The organism is Pseudomonas sp. MIACH (genome assembly GCF_001269925.1).
Classification (GTDB): Bacteria; Pseudomonadota; Gammaproteobacteria; order Pseudomonadales; family Pseudomonadaceae; genus Aquipseudomonas.
In genome coordinates this window covers 97093-118871 of the sequence record NZ_LHVO01000051.1, presented here as the reverse complement: position 1 = coordinate 118871, position 21779 = coordinate 97093, and the positions used below count along the sequence as shown (strand labels likewise).

Here is a 21779-nt window from a genome sequence, read left to right as displayed (position 1 = left end):
GATGCTCAGGCGACAGGCTTTGGCGATTGGCAGCGTGCTGCTCAGCGCACTCACACTGGGTGGCTGGACGCTGTTCAAAGGGAAAGACAAGCGCCCGCTGTTGCTGTCGGCGCGCGATGATGCCGACGGCAAGCACTACGCCGTGGGCTTTCACTTGGACGGCAAGCAAGTGTTCGCCACCCAGGTCGGCCAGCGCTGCCACGACATCATCAACCACCCGACGCTGCCGATTGCGCTGTTTGTTGCCCGCCGCCCGGGCACCGAGAGTTATCTGATTGATCTACGTGATGGCGCGCTGCTGCAAACCATCACCTCAAACGCCAACCGCCACTTCTATGGCCATGCGGTCATCCACAAGAGCGGCGACTGGCTGTACGCCACCGAGAACGACACATCCGACCCCGGCCGTGGCCTGCTCGGTGTGTATCAGTTCGAAGGCGAGCGCCTGGTGCACAGTGGCGAGATTTCCACCCATGGCATCGGCCCGCACCAGGTGTCGTGGATGCCTGACGGCGAAACCCTGGTGGTGGCCAACGGCGGCATCCGCACCGAAGCCGAAAGCCGCGTGGAGATGAACCTTAACGCCATGGAGCCGAGCCTGGTGCTGATGCAGCGCGACGGCACCTTGATCAGCAAGGAAACCCTCGGCCAGCAGATGAACAGCGTGCGCCATATGGGCATCGCCAGCGACGGCACCATTCTCACCGGCCAGCAGTTCATGGGCCCGTCCCAGGAGCGTTCCGAGCTGCTCGCGATCAAGCGTCCGGGGCAGCCGTTCGTGGCCTTCCCGGTGGCCGATGAGCAGTTGCAGGCCATGGGGCATTACACCGCCAGCGTCGCGGTGCACAGCGAATTGCGCCTGGTGGCGTTGACCGCACCGCGCGGCAACCGCTTCTTTATCTGGGACATGGACAGCGGCGAACTGCGCCTGGATGGACCGTTGCCCGACTGCGCAGGCGTCGGTGCCGTGGCCGACGGGTTTGTCGTCACCTCGGGCCAGGGCCGTTGCCGCTACTACGATTGCCGCCAGAAACAGCTGGTCGCCAAGCCGTTGGAATTGCCGGCGGGGCTCTGGGATAACCATCTGCACCTGATCTGACCCACCACCCTGCAGGGGCCCGGCTTGCCGGGTGGAATCCCCTGATTACTCGGAGTAATGTTCCGACACTGTCTGTCTTCGTCTGTCCCAGTTTTTCCAAGGAACCGGAATATGCTGCGCCGTCGCATGCTGATCATGTTAGGTGTCGTCCTGTTAATCGTCCTGCTGCTGGCGGGCTATAAAGTCTTTGCCATCTATCAGCAGATCCAGGTCTTTTCCACACCCAAACCGCCCGTCAGTGTGGCTGTCGCGACCGCGACCGAGCAGGCGTGGCAGCAACGCCTGCCATCGGTGGGTACGCTCAAGGCGTTGCAAGGGGTCAACCTGAGCCTGGAGGTGGCCGGCACCGTCAAGGACGTGCAGTTCGAGTCCGGGCAGAAGGTCAAGGCCGGGCAACCCCTGGTGCAGCTGGACAGCGCCGTGGAAAGCGCCCTGCTGGAAACCGCCCAGGCCGATCTGGGCCTGGCGCAATTGGATTACGGGCGCGGCAGCCAATTGGTGGGCAGCCAGGCGATCTCCAAGGGCGAGTTCGACCGCCTCAGCGCCCAATTGCAAAAGAACAAGGCCACCGTCAACCAACTCAAGGCTTCCCTGGCCAAGAAACACATCGTTGCGCCATTCAGCGGCACCATCGGCATTCGCCAGGTGGACGTGGGCGACTACCTCGCCAGCGGCACGGTGATCGCCACCCTGCAAGACATCAGCAGCCTCTACGTCGACTTCTATATCCCTGAACATTCGGTGCCCAAAGTCGCCATCGGGCAACCCGTGCAGGTGCAGGTTTCGGCTTACCCCGGCCAGCAATTTCCCGGCAGCGTCAGTGCGATCAACCCCAAGGTGGAGAACAGCACGCGCAACGTGCTGGTGCGCGCCACCCTGGCCAACCCGGACAGCAAGCTGCTGCCCGGCATGTTCACCAGCCTGGAGGTGATGCTGCCCAACCCGACCGCGCAAATCGTGGTGCCGGAAGGCGCAATTACCTACACGCTCTACGGCAACTCGGTGTACGCCGTGGCCGAGAAGAAGGCCGAGAACGGCGCGGTGGAAAAAGACGCCAACGGCCAGCCGCTGTTGATCGCCGAACGACGTTTTGTCGAGACCGGCGAGCGACGCGGTGGCCTGGTGCTGGTGAGCAAGGGCTTGAAAGCCGTTGAACAGGTGGTCAGCGCCGGTCAGCTCAAACTGGACAACGGCACGCCCATCGCCATCAGCCCGGACAAAAACCTGCCGGCAGGGCATTGAGCCATGAAGTTCACAGATGCCTTTATCCGCCGTCCGGTACTGGCCATGGTGGTCAGCCTGCTCATTGTGTTGCTCGGGTTCCAGGCCTACAGCAAGCTGCCGTTGCGCCAATACCCCAGTATGGAAAACGCCCTGATCACGGTGACCACCGCCTACCCCGGCGCGAATGCCGAAACGATCCAGGGCTACATCACCCAGCCCTTGCAGCAAAGCCTGGCGAGCGCCGAGGGCATCGACTACATGACCTCGGTGAGTCGCCAGAACTTCTCGGTGATCTCGATCTACGCACGCATCGGCTCCAACAGCGACCGCTTGTTTACCGAGTTGCTGGCCAAGGCCAACGAGGTGAAGAACAAACTGCCGCAGGACGCCGAAGACCCGGTGCTGAGCAAAGAAGCAGCCGACGCCTCGGCACTGATGTACATCAGTTTCTCCAGCCAGCAGTTGAGCAACCCGCAGATCACCGACTACCTGTCGCGGGTCATCCAGCCCAAGCTTGCCACCCTGCCCGGCATGGCCGAAGCAGAGATCCTCGGCAACCAGGTGTTCGCCATGCGCATCTGGCTCGACCCGATCAAACTCGCCGGCTTTGGCCTCAGCGCCAGCGACATCACCGACGCCGTACGCCACTACAACTTCCTCTCCGCCGCCGGTGAGGTGAAAGGCGAGTTCGTGGTCACCAGCATCAATGCCAACACCGACCTCAAGTCGGCCGAGGCCTTTGGTGCCATCACCGTCAAAACCGACGGTGACAGCCGCGTGCTGCTGCGGGATGTGGCGCGGGTGGAAATGGGCGCGGAAAACTACAACGCCATCAGCTCGTTCGGCGGCACACCCTCGGTGTATATCGGCATCAAGGCCACGCCCAGCGCCAACCCGCTGGACGTGATCAAGGAAGTGCGCAAGCTGATGCCGGAGCTGGAGTCCCAGCTGCCGCCCAACCTCAAGGCAGAAATTGCCTACGACGCGACCCTGTTTATCCAGGCGTCCATCAACGAGGTGGTCAAGACCCTGTTTGAAGCGGTGCTGATCGTGATCGTGGTGGTGTTCCTGTTCCTCGGCGCATTGCGTTCGGTGGTGATTCCGGTGATCACCATCCCGCTGTCGATGATCGGCGTGCTGTTTTTCATGCAGTTGATGGGCTATTCGATCAACCTGCTGACCCTGCTGGCGATGGTGCTCGCCATCGGCCTGGTGGTGGACGATGCAATCGTGGTGGTGGAAAACATCCATCGCCATATCGAGGAAGGCAAGACGCCTCTGGATGCGGCGCTGGAGGGCGCTCGGGAGATCGCCCTGCCGGTGGTGTCGATGACCATCACCCTGGCGGCGGTGTATGCGCCCATCGGTTTTCTCGAAGGCCTCACCGGGGCGCTGTTCAAGGAGTTCGCCCTGACGCTGGCCGGGGCGGTGATCATCTCTGGCATCGTCGCCCTGACCCTGTCGCCGATGATGTGCGCACTGTTGTTGCGTCACGATGAAAACCCCTCGGGCCTGGCCCATCGCCTTGACCGGACGTTCGAAAGCCTCAAGCGCCGTTACCAGAGCATGCTGCATGGCACCCTGAATACGCGGCCGGTGGTGATCGTATTTGCGCTGATTGTGCTGTGCCTGATCCCGGTGTTCCTCAAGTTCACCCAGTCGCAACTGGCTCCCGACGAAGATCAGGGCGTCATCTTCATGATGGCCAGCGCGCCGCAACCGACCAACCTGGACTACCTCAACACCTACACCGACGAGTTCATCAAGGTCTTCAAGGAGTTCCCGGAGTACTACGCGTCGTTCCAGATCAACGGCTTCAATGGCGTGCAATCGGGCATCGGCGGTTTCCTGCTCAAGCCGTGGAACGAGCGCAGCCGTACCCAGATGCAAATCCTGCCCGACGTCCAGCACCGCCTGGAGCAGATCCCGGGCCTGCAGGTGTTCGGCTTTAACCTGCCGTCCCTGCCGGGCACAGGCGAAGGACTGCCGTTTGGCTTTGTGATCAACACGGCCAACGATTATGAATCCTTGCTGGAAGTGGCCAACCGCGTGAAAAAACGTGCGATGGAGTCGGGCAAGTTCGCCTTTGTGGACATCGACCTGGCCTTCGACAAGCCGGAGGTCGTGGTCGACATCGATCGCGCCAAGGCTGCGCAGATGGGCGTGTCGATGCAGGACCTCGGCGGTACCCTGGCGACCTTGCTGGCCGAGGCGGAAATCAACCGCTTCACCCTCGACGGACGCAGCTACAAGGTGATCGCCCAAGTGGAGCGCGCTTACCGCGACAACCCTGACTGGCTGAATAACTACTACGTGAAAAACACCCAGGGTGAACTGCTGCCACTGTCGACCCTGATCACCCTCACCGACCGCGCCCGGCCCCGTCAGCTAAACCAGTTCCAGCAACTCAACTCGGCGCTGATCTCCGGTTTTCCTATCGTGAGCATGGGCGAAGCCATCGACACCGTGCGCCAGATCGCGATTGAGGAAACACCACCGGGCTATGCCTTCGACTACAGCGGCGCGTCGCGGCAATTTATCCAGGAAGGCAGCGCGCTGTGGGTCACGTTCGCCCTGGCCCTGGCGATTATCTTCCTGGTGCTGGCGGCCCAGTTCGAAAGCTTCCGTGATCCGCTGGTGATTCTGGTGACGGTGCCGCTGTCGATCTGCGGTGCACTGATCCCGCTGTTCCTGGGCTGGTCGAGCATGAATATCTATACCCAGGTGGGGTTGGTGACGCTGATCGGCTTGATCAGCAAACACGGCATCCTGATCGTTGAATTTGCCAACCAACTGCGCAAGGACAAGGGCCTCAGCCCGCGTCAGGCGGTAGAGGAAGCCGCGGCGATTCGCCTGCGACCGGTGTTGATGACCACCGCCGCCATGGTGTTCGGCATGGTGCCATTGATTCTCGCGACCGGCGCAGGCGCGGTGAGCCGGTTTGATATCGGCATGGTGATCGCCACGGGGATGTCGATCGGCACCTTGTTCACACTGTTTGTATTGCCCTGTGTTTATACGTTGCTGGCCAAGCCCGATAAGGTTTGACGGACAAAAAAAGGGCCTCGCATCGCGAGGCCCTTTTCGGGGGTTTGAATCGTTTCAACTCTGCGGCCTCATGCCTTGAGACATGCCAAACATGAACAGCAACAGCTCATGATCAGGCTTGGCCGCCACACTCGCCTTGGCGACGCGCGGCAACAGGCATTGCGCGCCGCCTTGCACCGCGCTGAGCACTTGTGTGCGAGGCTGCTCCCACGCTGCCAGGGCCAAGGCAGCAATGCCCATCGCCCCGACCAGGAACAAACCTCGTGCTATTTCTAGCTTCATTTGAGTAAACCCTTGATAGCGCTGCCAAACGCCGCCTCGTAAAAGTAGCTGAGTTTTTCCCAGTCGGTGCTGTTCCACGACGAATGGCGGCGCAACTGCAACATGTCATGGGAAGCAGCCCGATAAGCCGTCAAGCGCTGGCGGCATTTCTCGAAATCCAGCAGCGCCACTTCCACCTGGGCAGAGTCACCCTCGCCCGTGACCCGCACGAAAATGTGCTTGATGTACAGGCAGCCGTGCTGCCAGCGCCCTTTGTGCATACGAGCCAGGGTGCCGGCCAACTCTTTGAGCAAGCGCTCGTGCACCTGCTCGCCGTACTGTTGGCGACCGCCGGCGGCGTACCAGTTTTCAATTTCGTCGAAGCCGTCGAGGGCGGCAGTCACCAACAGTGCCTTCCAGCGGTGCTCGGGGTCACGGCGTGCTTCACAAAAGACCATTTCGGGGACACGTACATCCAACCCCCGCAGGCCCATTAGAGCATCACGCTCGCGCAGCACCGTGGGGCGTCCAAACGGGTGCAGCCAACTGCGGTAGATATGGCCTGTCTGGCGCTTGCTGTAGAGCAACCGGCCATTGGCACTGAGTACGCGCTGTACACCACTTTCACCGCCACGCCGGCGATTGGGTTCTTCGACCCATTCGCCTTGCTGACGCCAGAAATAATCGAAGCGTTCTTCGGGAGCTACGTGACTGCCTGCTACGCACTCAACTGCCATCCTGTTACCTCTTGCGCAATACATACACCCGCCACATGGCGTAGAGCGGTATGAAGTCCAGGGATTCCTGAACACGGAAGCCGGCTTGCTCAAACTCTGCTTCAACAGTAGCAGCCGGTAACACAAATCTATTTTGGTAACCTTCCTGCTCACCTTTACTGCGACGCCGCCCTTCAAGACGCTTGCGTTTCCAGGCTTTGAAATTGCCATCGACCCACAGCGAAATGATCACGCTGTCGCGGGTAACCCGCTGAAACTCCCGCAAAACTGCCTGCCGGTGCGCTGGATCACCAATGTGGTGGAGCAGACGCATACAGAAAATGCTGTCGACCGAGTTATCCGGCAAATCGATATCGAAGGCAGATGTCTGCAAGGGCCGTACCCGTTTCACCACTTCGGCGGGTTGGGCGGCCGTCGCTACCTTCAACATCGATGCCGAATTGTCGGCGCCGATGATCACGCGGTTGGGTTTTTCCGCCAGCAGCGGCCAGAAACGCCCGGCGCCGCACGGCAGGTCCAGCACCAGGCCAGGCTCACCGGCCATCGCCAGCGCACAACGGGCCAGTTGCTCGTCGCGTTTGTGGGACAACCGGCGAGCCAGATTGTCCTGATGCTTGAGCAAATATTCGTGGGCGTGCTGGTCGTCGTACTTATCGGAAAATTCGAGCTTGATCGGGGTAGGCATCAACGGATCTCCAGTTACTGATGCCTACAACCTTAAGCAGCGACCTGTGATCAACAGGTCAACCCGTTGTGAAAAACTTGTCCTGTCCAATCTCATACATTTCAAGACTTTACAGAAACAAGCAATATCATCGGGCCATGTTCGCCGATTTACGGGGATCTCTGGCAGGATAACGGCAGTGGGAACGGTCAGGCGTTAACCTGACTCAATTGGACATGAAAGCGACAGCCATGGGGCTCCATGGTGCTGAGGGTAACGCTCCAGCCCTGGTTCTCGCAGATGCGCTGAACCAGCGACAACCCCAACCCCAGGCCCTCACCGCGCTTCTCACTGCCGCGTACGAACGGCTCGAACATCGCTTCGCGCTTGTCTTCGGGAATGCCGACGCCGCTGTCTTCCACCACAAACCCGGTGGGTTCCAGGGTCAGGCGGATAAAGCCACGCTCGGTGTAGTGCAGGGCATTGCGCAACAGGTTGCCCATCACGGCATGCAGGAAGGTGGCGTTGTAGCGGGTCTCCAGCGGGTTGCCCGGTTGATAGATCAACTCCAGGCCCTTGTGCTCGATGGGCTCACGCCAAATGCCGAGCAGGTCATCAGCCACCTGCAACAGGTTGGCCTTGGGCGACATGCTGCCGTCGTCATGTTGGGCACGGGCGAGCATCAGGAAGGTCTGGACCAGCTCACGCATTTCTTCACAGGCACGGGCGATTCGCTCGACCTGGTTACGCCCACGCTGATCGATGGCGGGGTTCTCCAGCAGCAATTCGCAGGAACTGGCCAGCACCATCAAGGGCGTGCGCAGTTCGTGGCTGACATCGCTGGTAAACAACTGCTCGCGGGACAACGCCTGACGCAGGCGCCCCAGCGTGGCGTCGAAGGCCACCGCCAGTTCACCCACTTCGTCGGCCGCGTAGTCCGGTGCCAGCGGCGGCGCCAGGCCCAGCAACTGGTCGCGGTGCCGCACCTGACGGGCCAGGCGCACCACCGGCGCCATCACTTTACGGGCCAGCACCCAGCCGAGGAACACTGCCAGCGCCAGGCTGAGCACGAAGCCCACCAGCACCACGGCAAACAGCACGCGCTCGCGCTCTTCGAAATCGCTTTGATCCTGCAGCAGCACATAGCGCCGACCGTCGACCACTTCGACCATCGCGTGGTACGACAGCGCCTCGCGAAACACTTCATGAAAACCGGGTTCCAGATGCCGCAGGTCCTTGGGCAATTCAAAATCGCCGGGGCCACCGCTGAAGTAAAACAGCTGGTCCGGCTCGGGCCGGTGCCGCCAGTCCTCGACAGTGTCCATCAGCAGCAGGCGCTGCAAGTCACCGCCCAAGCCTGCCGAGATCAACTTCTCTTCCACCAGGTGCACGGTCGCGACGATGCCCATGGCGAAGGCCCCCGCCACCAACGCACTCATCAAGGCAAAGGCGATGATGATCCGCTGGGCAAGGCTTTGCTTAAACTCCATCACGGCCCTCGGCCAAGCGGTAACCCACACCGTGCACCGTTTGCAGCAACGGTTTGGCGAACGGCTTATCGATTACTTGGCGCAACTGGTGGACGTGGCTGCGCAGGCTGTCGCTGTCCGGGCAGTCATCGCCCCACAGCGCCTCTTCGAGCACTTCCCGACGCAGTACGTGGGGACTTTTCTGCATCAAGACCGCGAGCAGTTTCAGGCCGACCGGGTTGAGTTTGAGCAGGCGCCCTTCGCGAGTCACTTCCAGGGTATCGAGGTCGTAATTCAGATCGGCCACTTGCAGGGCGCGGCGACCGCCGCCTTGGGCACGGCGCAGCACGGCTTCGATGCGCGCGGCCAATTCCGACAGGGCAAACGGTTTGAGCAAATAATCATCGGCGCCGGACTTGAAGCCCTGCAGCCGGTCATCCAACTGGTCGCGGGCGGTGAGCATGATCACCGGCGTGTCGCGGCGGGCGTCTTCACGCAGGCGTTTGCACAAGGTGTAGCCATCGATGCCAGGCAGCATGATGTCGAGCACGATCAAGTCGTAATGCTCGGTCGCGGCCAGGTGCAGGCCCGACAAACCGTCCTGCGCACAGTCCACGGTGTAGCCTTTTAGCCCCAGGTAGTCGGCCAGGTTGGCCAGAATATCGCGGTTGTCTTCAACCAATAGAATTCGCATGGGCAGTGTCTCCGTACGCGGTAACGGCCGTGTTGGCTCGCGCAGCTTAAGGCCAAGTGTGGCTCAGGGATAGGGCTGAGAGGTCCGACGATAAAGGTTTTCAACCTAGTACAGAGTTGAACAAGTTTTTCACTATAGCTTCACAAACTGACCACAGTGTCAGGCAGAAGATCGCCACCCATTGATATAAGGAACATAGACATGGGTTTTGTCAAAACAGCGCCAATGCGCTATTTGCTGTTGGTAACCGGTGCCTGGCTGGCTATTTTCCTGCTCACTCGCAGTGTGCTGCTCATCACTCACTTGGACGAAGTCGGCGGCAACCTGCTGCCGGTGTTTGGCGTGGGCCTGCTGTACGACCTGGGTTTCCTGGCCTATGCGGCACTGCCACTGGGCCTGTATTTGCTGTTGTGCCCACCCGCGCTATGGCGCCGTCGCGGCCACCGCTGGTTCCTGCAGGCGGTGCTCACCGTCAGCCTGTTCGCCATGCTGTTTACCTCGGTGGCCGAGTGGCTGTTCTGGGATGAGTTCGGCGTGCGCTTCAATTTCATCGCCGTCGATTACCTGGTGTACTCCGATGAGGTGTTGAACAACCTGCTGGAGTCTTATCCGATCGGCAAGCTGTTGAGCCTGCTTGCGATGCTGGCCATCGTCTTGAGCCTGGCCTTGCGCAAGCCGTTCAATGCAGCGATGAGCGCCCCACTGCCGGCAATGCGTGGCCGCCTGGTGAATGCCTTGGCCCTGTTGGTCGTTGCCGGCCTCAGCCTGCAACTGATCAGCCAGGACAGCCCGCGAGCCCAGGGCGGCAACGCCTACAAGAACGAACTGGCCAGTAATGGTCCGTATCAGTTTTTCGCCGCATTCCGTAACAACGAACTGGACTACCCGCAGTTCTACAAAAGCCTGCCCATCGACGTTGTCGCCAAGCAGTTGCGTGCAGAACTCAGCGAACCCAACGCCCGCTTTATCGGCCAGGACCCGCTGGATATCCGCCGCGCCATCACCAACCCGGGCACGCTGCGCAAGCCCAATATCGTGCTGGTCACCATCGAAAGCTTCAGCGCCAAGTACATGGGCAGCAACGGTGATGAACGCAACCTCACGCCCAACCTGGATGCACTGCGCAAACAGAGCCTGTATTTCAATAATTTCTATGCCACCGGCACCCGCACCGACCGTGGCCTGGAAGCGATTACCCTGGCGATCCCCCCTACGCCTGGGCGTTCGATCGTCAAGCGCATTGGTCGTGAAAGCGGCTTCGCCAGCCTGGGCCAGCAACTCACGGCCGTCGGTTATGACAGCGTGTTTGTGTACGGCGGGCGCGGGTACTTCGATAACATGAACGCGTTTTTCAGCGGCAACGGTTATCGCGTCGTGGACCAAAGCAGCGTGCCCGAGTCGGAAATCTCGTTCAAGAACGCCTGGGGCATGGCTGACGAGGACTTGTACAACCAAACCCTGAAACTGGCCGACGCCGACTACGCCAAGCAGCAGCCATTTTTGCTGCAACTGATGACCACTTCCAACCACCGCCCTTACACCTACCCGTATGGGCGTATCGACATCAAATCCGGTAATGGCCGCGACGGCGCGGTGAAATACACCGACCACGCCATCGGCCAATTCCTGCAAGCCGCCCGTCAAAAACCGTGGTTCGATAACACGATCTTCATCTTCGTCGCCGACCACACTGCCGGCAGTGCAGGCAAGGAAGACCTGCCCATCACCAACTACCAGATTCCGCTGTTCATCTATGCGCCCAAGCTGATCGACGCACGGGAAAGCGCACAACTGGCCAGCCAGATCGACCTGGCGCCGACGCTGCTGGGCCTGCTCAACCTGAGCTACGAATCAACCTTCTTTGGCCGCAACCTGCTGCAGGACAACCCACTGCCACCTCGGGTCGTGGTCGGTAACTACCAACACCTGGGGTTGTTCGACGGCAAGGACCTGGCGATTCTCAGCCCTCGCCTGGGCCTGCGCCGCCACGACCAAGCCCTGGGTGAGAGCCAGGAGTTGCGGGTCGGCAGCGATGACCCGTTGATCCAGCGGGCGATCACCTACTACCAGGCCGCCAGCTATGACTTCAAACAACAGTTGCTGAGCTGGAGAGCGCCCAAGGAAGAGGCCCCGGCACTGAGCACGCGCTAACCAAAACGTCCCGTACAGGTCAGTACGGGAGGTTTTTCACCAGGGTTCACCATGCGAACCACCCCCGCCGTACCGGTCTCCAAACCTCTCAACTTATGGCTCTGCCTGGGCATCCCCGGCGGCGCTGCGCTTCTATTGCTGTTGCTGGAACTGACGTCGCTGGACATGGATCTCGCCAAGCTGTTCTACAACGGCGCGGAGGGTGGTTTCATCGGGCGTTACAGTTTCTTCCTCGAAGACATCCTGCATGACCGCGCCAAACAGTTGGTCATCCTGTTCTCGGTCTTGGCGATCCTGGGGTTCGCCGGCACGTTTATCCTCCGGCGGCTCAAACCCTATCGGCGTGAACTGGGCTGCCTGGTGCTGTCCCTCGGGCTGGCAACCGCGTTTGTCTCTCCGCTGAAAACCATCACCGGCGTCCAGTGCCCGTGGAGCGTCCAGGAATTCGGCGGTCAGGAAACCTACAGCAAACTGCTGAGCCCTCGCCCACCCACCGAGAAACCCGGACGCTGCTGGCCTGGTGGTCATGCCGCCACCGGGTTCGCCGTGTTCGCCCTGTTTTTTGCATTGCGTGACCGACAGCCGCGGATGGCGCGCGGCGCATTCATCTTTGCCGTCGGCTTGGGCAGCGTCTTTTCCGTCAGCCGTATGATGCAAGGCGCCCACTTCTTTTCCCATAATGTGTGGACGGCGATTTTCTGCTGGCTGATCTGCCTGGGGCTGTATTGCCTGTTGCTGTACCGGCCATCCACGCGCGCAACCCCCACCTGAACCCAAGGCCCACAAAAAAGCCCCGCCTGCATCACTGCAGGCGGGGCTTTTTCAGTACTGGGGTAAGGCTGGCTTACATCATGCCGCCCATGCCACCCATGCCGCCCATGTCTGGCATACCGCCGCCAGCCGAGCCTTCAGCCTTTGGCTTGTCAGCGATGGCAGCTTCGGTGGTCAGGATCAGACCACCGATGGAGGCTGCAGCCTGCAGCGCGGAACGAGTCACCTTGGTAGGGTCCAGGATGCCCATTTCGATCATGTCGCCGTAGACGCCAGTCGCAGCGTTGTAACCGTAGTTACCCTTGCCGTTCTTGACTTCGTTGACCACAACGCTTGGCTCGTCGCCGGAGTTGGCAGCGATCTGGCGCAGCGGTGCTTCAACAGCACGACGCAGTACAGCGATACCGACGTTCTGGTCAGCGTTGTCGCCGGTCAGGTTAGTCAGGGCTTCCAGAGCACGGATCAGCGCAACGCCACCGCCAGGTACCACGCCTTCTTCGACGGCTGCGCGGGTTGCGTGCAGGGCGTCTTCAACGCGGGCTTTCTTCTCTTTCATTTCAACTTCGGAACCAGCGCCAACCTTGATCACTGCAACGCCACCGGACAGCTTGGCCAGACGCTCTTGCAGTTTTTCACGGTCGTAGTCCGAGGAAGTCTCGGCAACCTGGGCGCGGATCTGAGTGATGCGCGATTGAATGTCGCCTTCAACGCCAGCACCGTCAACGATGATGGTGTTTTCCTTGGAGATGGTCACGCGCTTGGCGCTACCCAGGTTTTCCAGGGTGGCGCTTTCCAGGCTCAGGCCGATCTCTTCGGAGATAACGGTACCGCCGGTCAGGACGGCGATGTCCTGCAGCATGGCCTTGCGACGGTCGCCGAAGCCTGGAGCCTTGACGGCTGCGACTTTAACGATGCCACGCATGTTGTTCACAACCAGAGTCGCCAGGGCTTCGCCTTCAACGTCTTCGGAAACGATCAGCAGTGGGCGGCCGGCTTTGGCAACGGCTTCCAGCACTGGCAGCATTTCGCGGATGTTGGAGATCTTCTTGTCGACCAGCAGGATCAGCGGGCTGTCCAGCTCGGCAACCATGGTTTCCGGCTTGTTGACGAAGTACGGGGACAGGTAGCCACGGTCGAACTGCATGCCTTCAACAACCGACAGTTCGTTTTCCAGGCCAGTGCCTTCTTCAACGGTGATCACGCCTTCTTTACCGACTTTTTCCATGGCTTCGGCAATGATGTCGCCGATGGAGCTGTCGGAGTTGGCGGAGATGGTGCCTACCTGAGCGATTGCCTTGGTGTCAGCGCAAGGCTTGGACAGGTTTTTCAGTTCAGCAACGATGGCGATGGTCGCCTTGTCGATGCCGCGCTTGAGGTCCATCGGGTTCATGCCGGCAGCGACGGCCTTGTAGCCTTCGTTGACGATTGCCTGAGCCAGAACGGTAGCGGTGGTGGTGCCGTCGCCTGCGTCATCGTTGGCACGGGAGGCAACGTCTTTGACCAGCTGCGCGCCCATGTTTTCGAAACGGTCTTCCAGTTCGATTTCTTTAGCGACGGAAACGCCGTCCTTGGTGATGGTCGGAGCGCCGAAGCTCTTCTCGATGATCACGTTACGGCCTTTCGGGCCCAGGGTCGCTTTTACTGCGTCAGCCAGGATGTTGACACCGGTAAGCATTTTCTTGCGGGCGGAATCGCCGAATTTAACTTCTTTAGCAGCCATGATCGATATTCCTTAAATACTTTGTAGTAACGGGAAAATGAGCGGGGAAATCAGTCTTCCAGTACGGCGAGAATCTCGTTCTCAGCCATTACCAGCAGGTCTTCGCCGTCGACTTTCACAGTGTTGCTGCCGGAGTAAGGACCAAATACAACCTTGTCACCGACTTTAACGGCCAGCGCACGTACGTCACCGTTTTCCAGAGTCTTGCCTGGGCCTGCAGCGACGATCACACCGTGGTTGGCTTTTTCAGCAGCCGAACCTGGCAGAACGATACCGCCAGCGGTTTTCTTTTCTTCTTCGCTGCGACGGATTACGACGCGGTCGTGCAGAGGACGAAGCTTGCTCATTGTCGATCTCTCCTAATTGTGTTTTTCATCGGCCGGTATCGGTACCGGCTGGTTGTATTCCGGCGGTGCCGGTCGCGGTTCGCTGGGCGAAACGCGGAAGTCTGTCTGGTGTCGCCACCAGAAACCTTGCGGTGACCGTTACATAAGGGCGCATAAGCTTATTACAAGGGGCCGAAGATGATTTTTTTTGCGTCTGTCGGCCCATAAAAGCAACACGGCACCCGAAGGTGCCGTGCCAGTGAAGTGGTTATTTGCTGTCGCGATGTTCGAACTCGCCTTCGATCACATCACCTTCTCGCCCCAACGGTTGGCGCGGAGCCGGACCGCCTCGGGGTTGCAGGTCGTCGGCGAATGCACGCTGGCGAATCGCCGCTTCTTCGGCGCGCTGGCGCATCTTGCCGGCCAGCAGCTTGCGGGTGAACGGCAGCAACATCACCAGGCCTACTACATCGCTGATAAAACCCGGCAGGATCAACAGACCGCCCGCCAAAGCCATCATCAAGCCTTCCAGCATGGTCTGGGCCGGCAGTTCGCCGCGATTCAGGCTTTCACGGGCACGCAGCGCCGTGGCCAGGCCGGCGACGCGCAGCACCAGGACGCCGAGCATCGAGCCGAGAATGATCAGCAACAGGGCCGGGAAAAACCCGATCGCACCGCTGACTTGAACGAATACGAACAGCTCCAACACCGGGAACAGCAGAAAGAGCAATAAAAAAGGGCGCATCAAATGGTTCCTCAACGCAAGAATGCCTTGCCAGTCCACCTTAGATGACGTCGCCGTTTCGTGAATTCAAGCGTCAGCAGCGGCTTTTTTCGGCCAGACCTCGGCGTGAGCCAATGAAACCAAGGCTTCGCGCACTTGTGTCGGCGTGTTGCAAGACTCGGCAAATGGCAGCCAATGCAGGGATTGGCCGATACGCAGGTGCATGCCTTCGCTGTCGATGCCGGCCAATTGCGCGGGTTCGACGGTCGGCAAGCCGGCCAACTCGACGTAATGGGCAATGGCCTTGGTGTGATCGCTGTTCATGTGTTCGATCATGCTGCGCTCGCCCTTGCCCGCGAAGGGGTTGGCCAGGGTCAACTGGTCGAGCCAATGAATCGCGCCAAATCCGCCGATGTAACGGTGGCGTACTGGCTTGAGCACCCAAAAATCGAAATCGTGGGCCTTGTGGTAGTTGGCCGACTCTGGAAAGTAGCGGTAATAGCGCTCGGCGGCGGCTTCGATGGCGGCGCCTTCCTGCAGTTTCTCGGCTTCTGCCAGGTAGGTCAGGCGCCCCACCGCCTGCACATCATCCGCTTCGCGCTCGCCGACCAGCAGCGAGCACTTCGGATCTTTTTGCAGATTATGGGTGTGCTGGGCGATGCGGCTGATCAGGATCAGTGGGCGGCCCTGCTCGTCCAGGCAATACGGCACGACCGACCCAAACGGGAAGCCGGGCATGGCTTTGGACAATGTGGAGAGAGCCCCACGGTATTCCTTGAGCAACAGCTCTCGGGCGTTCTTGGCAACGTGCGCGCTCAACGTATGACTCCTCGGGTATTCAGCCGCCCATGGCATATGGGAATGGATCTCAATACAAGGTAATCAATCTACGCGCCGGTTGCCAGCGCCTCTCTTACCAGGCCACACCGAACCCTGCGGTGTAGCGGGTCTTGCTCAGGCTGCTTTCCGAATCGCCACTGATCACGTCGCGCTCGGCCTTGAGGTTGAGCGACGCCCACTCGGTGACTTTGTAGCGCAGGCCCATTTCCGCATCCAGGGAGTACTCCGCCGGACCGTCGATAGGTTTGCCGACCTCGCCATTGGTGAAGAACTCAACGGTCTTGCCCACCAGGTAGCGGTTGTAATTCCACTTCATGGCCAGCGAATAGAAGTTGTCCTTGCCGCCATCGGCGTATTCGTAATCGGTGCGGTTGACCAGCGAGCCGAGGGAGAACGCGCCCAGTTCGTCATCCCAGAACTGGTAGCCCGGGCCGGTACCCACGGTGCGCTGGCGCGCCAGGTCTTCGACCTTGTCACGCTTATAGGTCAGGCGGCCCTGCCAGAACCAGTGCTCGGTGATGAAACGGTCCAGGTCATATTCCAGGGCCCAGTTGTCGGTGGTGGTGACGTCATCCTGGAATTCGCGGTTGTATTCGCCCTGGCCGGTATGGCGCCATTGGCCGTGGCGCGCAGTGGTCTTGAAGTCGATGTCGTAGTCGTTGGTGTCTTTTTCGGCGCGTTTGTAGTCCAGCGCCATGTCGACATTACCCTTCCACACCAGGTCTTCGATCACAGGCTTGGGCTTGATGATCTGCTGGATACTCGCCAGCTCGACGGTCTTCGGCGCCTCGCCATTGGCCAGCACCACCTTGCCATCGTCCGCTGCTTTTAAAGACTTGGCCTTCTCGCCGGTGTAGGCGTCCTGCTTGACCAACAGCTCCTGGTCGCTCTCCAGGGTTTTCACCTGTTTCCAGTCCACCGGAATGGCGCCCGCGTACTCGGTCTGGATCAGCAGCTTGCCACCGTCGAAGACCTTGATTTTGCCGGTCAGGCGGTCACCGTTTTTCAACCAGACGGTATCGGCCAACAGGGGCGTGGATGCACTGAAAACAGCGAGGCACAGCAGGGTTCTGGACAACATAAGCGGATAGGGAGCTCAAGATTGGCGAAAAAGGGCGATTATCGTGTTAGATAGCTAGGACTGACTCAAGTATTTATATTGAGTTCAATTCTCATCAGCATGATTACAGACATTTCTTACAACCATACCGACGATTTGAGCGGAAATATCCACCGTGACGCAACCTGCAGACGCCCCCCAAAGCCCGGCCGAGATGCGCCGCACCGCGCTGTACCTGACCCTGGCGCAAATCCCGCCAGGGTGCGTGGTGAGTTATGGCGAGCTGGCGCAACTGGCCGGGCTGGGGCGCGCGGCACGCTGGGTGGGGCGTACCTTGAGTCAGCTTCCCGAGGGCACGACATTGCCCTGGCACCGTGTGCTGGGTGCCGGTGGTCGGATAAGTCTGCCGGTGGGCAGCGCCTCAGGCGACGAGCAGCGGGCACGCTTGCGCGAAGAAGGCGTCACTGTCCGCAACAATCGCGTGGATATTCAGCGCCATGGCTGGCGCCCGGTAGAGCACAGCGGTTAGAGTGCGCGCTTTGTTTCCGTGAATCTGAGGCAGACTCCAGCCCATGCCCCGTAAAACCTGGCGCGCCGCGCTCGCCGCCTATGCCAGCCCCTCGACGTTAGTGCTGTTGTTGCTCGGCTTTGCCGCCGGCTTGCCTTACATGTTGGTGTTCTCGACGCTTTCGGTGTGGTTGCGTGAGGCCGGTGTGGCCCGCGAGACCATCGGCTATGCGAGCCTGATCGGTTTGGCGTATGCCTTCAAATGGGTCTGGTCGCCGCTGCTCGACCAATGGCGCCTGCCGCTGCTCGGTAAACTCGGACGTCGTCGCTCCTGGCTGGTGCTTGCCCAGTCGCTGGTGATCCTCGGATTGATCGGCATGGGCTTCTGCGACCCGCAGAAGCACCTGTCCTGGCTGATCGCCATTGCCGTGGTGGTCGCCTTCGCATCGGCTACCCAGGACATCGCGGTCGACGCCTATCGCCTGGAAATCGCCGACGACAGCCGCCAGGCCGCCCTGGCCGCCAGCTATATGTCCGGCTACCGTATTGCCGCCCTGCTGGCTACGGCGGGTGCACTGTTCTTTGCCGAAGGCTTCGGCTCCACCGGCTTCAACTATAAGCACTCGGCCTGGACCGGCACCTATGTGCTGTTCGGCGTGCTGATGATCCCGGCGTTGCTGACCACCCTGTTCATGCGCGAACCCAATGTGCCACTGCGCACCCAGTTGCAGGCCGGGCGCTACAGCTTTGCCCATCAATTGATGTCGGTGTTTGTGCTGATCGTGCTGCTGGTCTCCGTGCCTGCCATGTTTACCCAGCTGTACAACACCGACTTCGGTAGCGTGGTGTTCCATGACACCAGCTTCTGGGATCTGTTGATGGAAGACCGCGCCTTCCTGCGCGCCATCCTCTATATAACGCTTACCGCCCTGTGCCTCTCGGCAATGGGCCGTCGCGGCCTTGCGCCGGTGCTGACGCCGGTCAACGACTTTATCCTGCGCTACCGCTGGCAGGCACTGCTGCTGCTGGGGCTGATCGCCACCTATCGCATGTCCGACACGGTGATGGGCGTAATGGCCAACGTGTTCTACATCGACCAGGGCTTTACCAAGGATCAGATCGCCGGGGTCAGCAAGATCTTCGGCCTGATCATGACCCTGCTCGGCGCCGGCATGGGTGGCCTGCTGATTGTTCGTTTCGGCATCCTGCCGATCCTGTTTATCGGCGGGATCGCTTCGGCCGGCACCAACCTGCTGTTCGTGATGCTCGCAGACATGGGCCCGGACCTGCAGATGCTGATCTTCACCATTTCCCTGGATAACTTCAGCTCGGGTCTGGCCACGTCGGCGTTTGTGGCCTATCTGTCGAGCCTGACCAACCTCAAGTTTTCTGCCACCCAATATGCGCTGCTCAGCTCGATCATGCTGTTGCTGCCTCGCCTGATCGGCGGGTATTCGGGGGTGATGGTGGAGAAGTTCGGGTACCACAATTTTTTCCTGATCACCTGCATGCTGGGTGTGCCGACATTGCTGCTGATTGCGTTGCACTGGTATCAGGAAAATCGGCGGATTCGGTTGAATCCGCCCGCCGAAGACTGATTTTGGGGGCCCTTTAAAAGCCAGACCGCGGCGCCCCCATCGCGAGCACGCTCTGCTCCTACAGACAGCCCTAGATTCTGACGCCTGTACGCCGGCAGTTTGCGCCCGTACAATCCCAAGTCATTTCAAGTCCAAGCAACCGACAACGGCCTACCATGCGTACCAGTCAATATTTGCTCGCCACACAGAAAGAAACGCCTTCCGACGCGGTCGTGATCAGCCATCAGCTGATGCTGCGCGCCGGCATGATCCGCAAACTGGCCTCCGGCCTGTACACCTGGCTGCCCATGGGCTTGAAGGTGATGCGCAAGGTCGAAGCCATCGTTCGTGAAGAAATGAACGCGGCCGGCTCTCTGGAAGTGTTGATGCCGAGCACCCAACCGGCTGAGCTGTGGCAGGAATCCGGGCGCTGGGAAGAGTACGGCCCTGAGTTGCTGCGCTTCAAGGATCGTCATGGCCGCGACTTCTGCGCCGGCCCGACCCACGAAGAAGTGATCACCGACCTGATGCGCAATGAGTTGAGCAGCTACAAACAGCTGCCTCTGAACCTGTATCAGATCCAGACCAAATTCCGTGATGAAATCCGCCCACGCTTCGGTCTGATGCGCGGCCGCGAATTCATCATGAAGGACGCCTATTCGTTCCACGCCGATCAGGCATCGCTGCAGGTCACCTACGACCGCATGCACCAGGCCTACTGCAATGTGTTCACGCGCCTGGGCCTGAAGTTCCGCCCGGTTGAAGCAGACAACGGTTCCATCGGCGGTGCCGGCTCCCACGAATTCCACGTGCTGGCCGATTCCGGCGAAGACGATATCGTGTTCAGCAACGGTTCCGACTACGCGGCGAACATCGAGAAAGCCGAAGCCGTACCTCGGGAAACGTCCCGTCCCGCCCCGGCTGAAGAACTGCGCCTGGTGGATACGCCAGAGACCAAGACCATCGCGGCCCTGGTGGAGAAATTCAATCTGCCGATTGAAAAGACCATCAAGACCCTGATCGTGCACGCCGAAGAAGAAGGCAAGCTGATCGCCCTGGTGATCCGTGGCGACCACGAACTCAACGAAATCAAGGCGGCCCAGCAACCTGGCGTGGCCAGCCCGCTGGTCATGGCCAGCGATGCCGAACTGCGCGACGCCATTGGCGCCGGTGCCGGCTCCCTCGGTCCGCTGAACCTGCCGCTGCCGATCATCATCGACCGTTCGGTCGAGCTGATGAGCGACTTCGCTATCGGCGCGAACATCGACGACAAGCATTACTTCGGCGTGAACTGGGAGCGTGACCTGCCGGTTCCGACCGTAGCCGACCTGCGCAACGTGGTGGCCGGTGACCCAAGCCCGGATGGCAAGGGCACCCTGGAAATCAAGCGCGGCATTGAAGTCGGGCACATCTTCCAGCTGGGCAACAAGTACAGCAAGGCGATGAAGTGCGAAGTGCTGGGCGAGAACGGCAAGCCGATCACCCTCGACATGGGTTGCTACGGCATTGGCGTATCCCGTGTGGTTGCCGCTGCCATCGAGCAGAACAACGACGAGAAAGGCATTATCTGGAGTGACGCCCTGGCGCCGTTCCAGGTTGCCCTGGTACCGCTGCGTTACGAAACCGAGCAAGTACGCGAAGCCACCGACAAACTGTACGCCGAACTGACGGCAGCTGGTTTTGAAGTGCTGCTGGATGACCGGGACAAGAAAACCAGCCCGGGCATCAAGTTCGCCGACATGGAACTGATTGGCATCCCGCACCGGATCGTGGTCAGTGACCGCGGCCTGGCCGATGGCAATCTGGAATACAAGAGCCGGACCGAAGCCGAAGCCCAACCGTTGCCGGTGGCTGACGTGCTGTCTTTCCTTCAGGCGCGTATTCGTCGCTGAAAACCAGATCAAGAGAAGTCATGTTCAAGCGAAACACCAGAGCCCTGGGGGGCGCCGCCTTGTGCGGCGCCCTGCTGGTCAGCGGCTGCGCCAATCAGATGTCGCAACGCAGCGAGCACGAGGAACGGGTCGAGCGTAAGTTGCTCGACCACAGCCTGCAGATCGATGTCGGCGAACCCAAAGTGCTGGAACTGCCGCAACGCCGGGTTCGTATTCACGAGCAGAAGACCTTTGAGGTCACCGAATTCGAAGTCACCCGTCGTTACGACCGCTACACGCCTTACCAGCCCTGGCGCAAACTCTATGAGATGCCCTTGGGTGCAGTGGCTTTGGTGGCGGGTGCGGGCGCCAACGTGGCGAACATCTTCGCCCTCGGCAACCTGCCGACCAGCATGACCCACGACTGGCTGACCTACGGCGTGGACGGTCTCAACCCGTTCATGAACGTGCAGTCCCATGGCCGTGCGCAACAGAACCTGGCAGGTATCGATGAGGTCCAGCGCGACAAGCGCGTGGAGTATTCGAGCCTGCCCTGGAGCGAACGCCCGGTGCAGGTCATCGCCGGCAAACAGACCCATGAGCTGACCACCGACCGCAACGGCGTACTGCGCCTGAACCTGTTGGACAGCCCGTTTGCCGAGCAGGACCTGAACCGCGTCACGACCTTGAAGATCAGCGTGGAAGATGGCCAGGACGACGTGCACTCGGACTCGACCCTGGCGATCAGCAGCACCCTGCGCGGCAAGTTGCTCGAAGCCCACGGCCTGATCTACGACGACCTGGAAGACGATGAAGTCAACCAGTGGGTGCACCGGGTCAAGCGCCTGTCGGAGCTGGGCCTGGAAGAAGAAGCCAGTGAACTGGAACAAAGCCTGATCGAACTGACCCGCAATGATCCCGAGTTGCAGCAGGAATTCCTGCAGGCGCTGACCAAGGATGCGGGGCGGTTAGTCGCAGATCCCGGAGCACGCTGAGACTTCGAAAACACTGTAGATCCAAATGTGGGAGGTGGCTT

Annotated in this window: 19 protein-coding genes; 9 read left to right on the top strand and 10 right to left on the bottom strand. The window is 60.2% G+C overall.

Translation table 11 applies throughout. The annotated features are described in order from the left end of the window. The first annotated feature begins 1 nt into the window (after position 1). The 3 genes from AD670_RS18950 (at position 2) to AD670_RS18940 (ending at position 5371) form a co-directional block, all read left to right on the top strand. Entirely contained in the window at positions 2-1099 is a 1098-nt protein-coding gene (locus tag AD670_RS18950) for a DUF1513 domain-containing protein (RefSeq protein ID WP_053135954.1), read from the top strand. 111 nt (positions 1100-1210) lie between these two features. After that, complete coding sequence (locus AD670_RS18945) at positions 1211-2341, top strand: efflux RND transporter periplasmic adaptor subunit (protein WP_053135690.1); 1131 nt, start codon at positions 1211-1213, stop codon at positions 2339-2341. A gap of 3 nt (positions 2342-2344) precedes the next feature. Next, positions 2345-5371, top strand: coding sequence for a multidrug efflux RND transporter permease subunit (locus AD670_RS18940; protein ID WP_053135687.1), 3027 nt, complete (start codon positions 2345-2347; stop codon positions 5369-5371). Positions 5372-5425: 54 nt separating this feature from the next. Here AD670_RS18940 and AD670_RS18935 read toward each other — a convergent pair whose 3' ends face one another. The 5 genes from AD670_RS18935 to colR form a co-directional block, all read right to left on the bottom strand. Continuing rightward, positions 5426-5653 (bottom strand): hypothetical protein, encoded by a 228-nt coding sequence (locus AD670_RS18935; RefSeq protein ID WP_053135684.1) that lies wholly within the window; start codon positions 5651-5653, stop codon positions 5426-5428. After that, complete coding sequence (locus tag AD670_RS18930) at positions 5650-6369, bottom strand: lipopolysaccharide kinase InaA family protein (protein WP_053135681.1); 720 nt, start codon at positions 6367-6369, stop codon at positions 5650-5652. The genes AD670_RS18935 and AD670_RS18930 overlap by 4 nt, the downstream gene beginning before the upstream one ends. A gap of 4 nt (positions 6370-6373) precedes the next feature. Beyond that, a complete protein-coding gene (locus tag AD670_RS18925) occupies positions 6374-7054 on the bottom strand; it encodes a class I SAM-dependent methyltransferase (RefSeq protein WP_053135678.1) in 681 nt (226 codons plus the stop codon). A 188-nt stretch (positions 7055-7242) separates the two neighbouring features. Next, positions 7243-8523 (bottom strand): HAMP domain-containing sensor histidine kinase, encoded by a 1281-nt coding sequence (locus AD670_RS18920; protein ID WP_053135675.1) that lies wholly within the window; start codon positions 8521-8523, stop codon positions 7243-7245. Then, positions 8513-9196 (bottom strand): two-component system response regulator ColR, encoded by a 684-nt coding sequence (colR, locus tag AD670_RS18915; RefSeq protein ID WP_027605482.1) that lies wholly within the window; start codon positions 9194-9196, stop codon positions 8513-8515. Before colR ends, AD670_RS18920 begins: the two co-directional genes overlap by 11 nt. A gap of 201 nt (positions 9197-9397) precedes the next feature. Between colR and AD670_RS18910 the strand changes: the two genes are divergently transcribed. Together AD670_RS18910 and AD670_RS18905 are read left to right on the top strand one after the other, a co-directional pair. Further along, on the top strand, positions 9398-11347 hold the full coding sequence (locus AD670_RS18910) for an LTA synthase family protein (protein WP_053135671.1): 1950 nt from the start codon (positions 9398-9400) through the stop codon (positions 11345-11347). A 51-nt stretch (positions 11348-11398) separates the two neighbouring features. After that, complete coding sequence (locus tag AD670_RS18905; protein WP_053135668.1) at positions 11399-12118, top strand: phosphatase PAP2 family protein; 720 nt, start codon at positions 11399-11401, stop codon at positions 12116-12118. A 73-nt stretch (positions 12119-12191) separates the two neighbouring features. On the opposite strand, the gene groL is transcribed toward AD670_RS18905, so the two are convergent. From groL to AD670_RS18880, 5 genes are all read right to left on the bottom strand, one after another. Continuing rightward, complete coding sequence (gene groL / locus AD670_RS18900; RefSeq protein ID WP_053135665.1) at positions 12192-13838, bottom strand: chaperonin GroEL; 1647 nt, start codon at positions 13836-13838, stop codon at positions 12192-12194. Between the two features lie 50 nt (positions 13839-13888). Beyond that, entirely contained in the window at positions 13889-14185 is a 297-nt protein-coding gene (gene groES, locus AD670_RS18895; protein WP_003175874.1) for a co-chaperone GroES, read from the bottom strand. A 247-nt stretch (positions 14186-14432) separates the two neighbouring features. Beyond that, a complete protein-coding gene (locus AD670_RS18890; RefSeq protein ID WP_024077215.1) occupies positions 14433-14909 on the bottom strand; it encodes an FxsA family protein in 477 nt (158 codons plus the stop codon). A 66-nt stretch (positions 14910-14975) separates the two neighbouring features. Next, entirely contained in the window at positions 14976-15707 is a 732-nt protein-coding gene (locus AD670_RS18885; protein ID WP_053135663.1) for a HugZ family protein, read from the bottom strand. Positions 15708-15801: 94 nt separating this feature from the next. Further along, positions 15802-16809 carry a DUF481 domain-containing protein gene (locus tag AD670_RS18880; protein WP_053135660.1) on the bottom strand — a complete coding sequence of 336 codons (1008 nt, stop codon included), beginning with the start codon at positions 16807-16809 and terminating at the stop codon, positions 15802-15804. A gap of 193 nt (positions 16810-17002) precedes the next feature. Between AD670_RS18880 and AD670_RS18875 the strand changes: the two genes are divergently transcribed. From AD670_RS18875 to AD670_RS18860, 4 genes are all read left to right on the top strand, one after another. Next, entirely contained in the window at positions 17003-17317 is a 315-nt protein-coding gene (locus tag AD670_RS18875; protein WP_053135658.1) for an MGMT family protein, read from the top strand. A 43-nt stretch (positions 17318-17360) separates the two neighbouring features. Then, positions 17361-18893 (top strand): AmpG family muropeptide MFS transporter, encoded by a 1533-nt coding sequence (locus tag AD670_RS18870; protein WP_053135654.1) that lies wholly within the window; start codon positions 17361-17363, stop codon positions 18891-18893. Positions 18894-19048: 155 nt separating this feature from the next. Beyond that, the gene (locus AD670_RS18865; protein WP_053135651.1) at positions 19049-20764 is read left to right on the top strand and encodes a proline--tRNA ligase; all 1716 of its coding nucleotides are present in this window, start codon (positions 19049-19051) and stop codon (positions 20762-20764) included. 20 nt (positions 20765-20784) lie between these two features. Then, a complete protein-coding gene (locus AD670_RS18860; protein ID WP_053135648.1) occupies positions 20785-21738 on the top strand; it encodes a hypothetical protein in 954 nt (317 codons plus the stop codon). The last annotated feature ends 41 nt before the right edge of the window (positions 21739-21779 follow it).

Coding starts and splice junctions, on each gene's coding strand:
- AD670_RS18950 (WP_053135954.1), top strand. CDS start 2: ATGCTCAGGCGACAGGCTTTGGCGATTGGCAGCGTGCTGCTCAGCGCA.
- AD670_RS18945 (WP_053135690.1), top strand. CDS start 1,211: ATGCTGCGCCGTCGCATGCTGATCATGTTAGGTGTCGTCCTGTTAATC.
- AD670_RS18940 (WP_053135687.1), top strand. CDS start 2,345: ATGAAGTTCACAGATGCCTTTATCCGCCGTCCGGTACTGGCCATGGTG.
- AD670_RS18935 (WP_053135684.1), bottom strand. CDS start 5,653: ATGAAGCTAGAAATAGCACGAGGTTTGTTCCTGGTCGGGGCGATGGGC.
- AD670_RS18930 (WP_053135681.1), bottom strand. CDS start 6,369: ATGGCAGTTGAGTGCGTAGCAGGCAGTCACGTAGCTCCCGAAGAACGC.
- AD670_RS18925 (WP_053135678.1), bottom strand. CDS start 7,054: ATGCCTACCCCGATCAAGCTCGAATTTTCCGATAAGTACGACGACCAG.
- AD670_RS18920 (WP_053135675.1), bottom strand. CDS start 8,523: ATGGAGTTTAAGCAAAGCCTTGCCCAGCGGATCATCATCGCCTTTGCC.
- colR (WP_027605482.1), bottom strand. CDS start 9,196: ATGCGAATTCTATTGGTTGAAGACAACCGCGATATTCTGGCCAACCTG.
- AD670_RS18910 (WP_053135671.1), top strand. CDS start 9,398: ATGGGTTTTGTCAAAACAGCGCCAATGCGCTATTTGCTGTTGGTAACC.
- AD670_RS18905 (WP_053135668.1), top strand. CDS start 11,399: ATGCGAACCACCCCCGCCGTACCGGTCTCCAAACCTCTCAACTTATGG.
- groL (WP_053135665.1), bottom strand. CDS start 13,838: ATGGCTGCTAAAGAAGTTAAATTCGGCGATTCCGCCCGCAAGAAAATG.
- groES (WP_003175874.1), bottom strand. CDS start 14,185: ATGAGCAAGCTTCGTCCTCTGCACGACCGCGTCGTAATCCGTCGCAGC.
- AD670_RS18890 (WP_024077215.1), bottom strand. CDS start 14,909: ATGCGCCCTTTTTTATTGCTCTTTCTGCTGTTCCCGGTGTTGGAGCTG.
- AD670_RS18880 (WP_053135660.1), bottom strand. CDS start 16,809: ATGTTGTCCAGAACCCTGCTGTGCCTCGCTGTTTTCAGTGCATCCACG.
- AD670_RS18875 (WP_053135658.1), top strand. CDS start 17,003: ATGCGCCGCACCGCGCTGTACCTGACCCTGGCGCAAATCCCGCCAGGG.
- AD670_RS18870 (WP_053135654.1), top strand. CDS start 17,361: ATGCCCCGTAAAACCTGGCGCGCCGCGCTCGCCGCCTATGCCAGCCCC.
- AD670_RS18865 (WP_053135651.1), top strand. CDS start 19,049: ATGCGTACCAGTCAATATTTGCTCGCCACACAGAAAGAAACGCCTTCC.
- AD670_RS18860 (WP_053135648.1), top strand. CDS start 20,785: ATGTTCAAGCGAAACACCAGAGCCCTGGGGGGCGCCGCCTTGTGCGGC.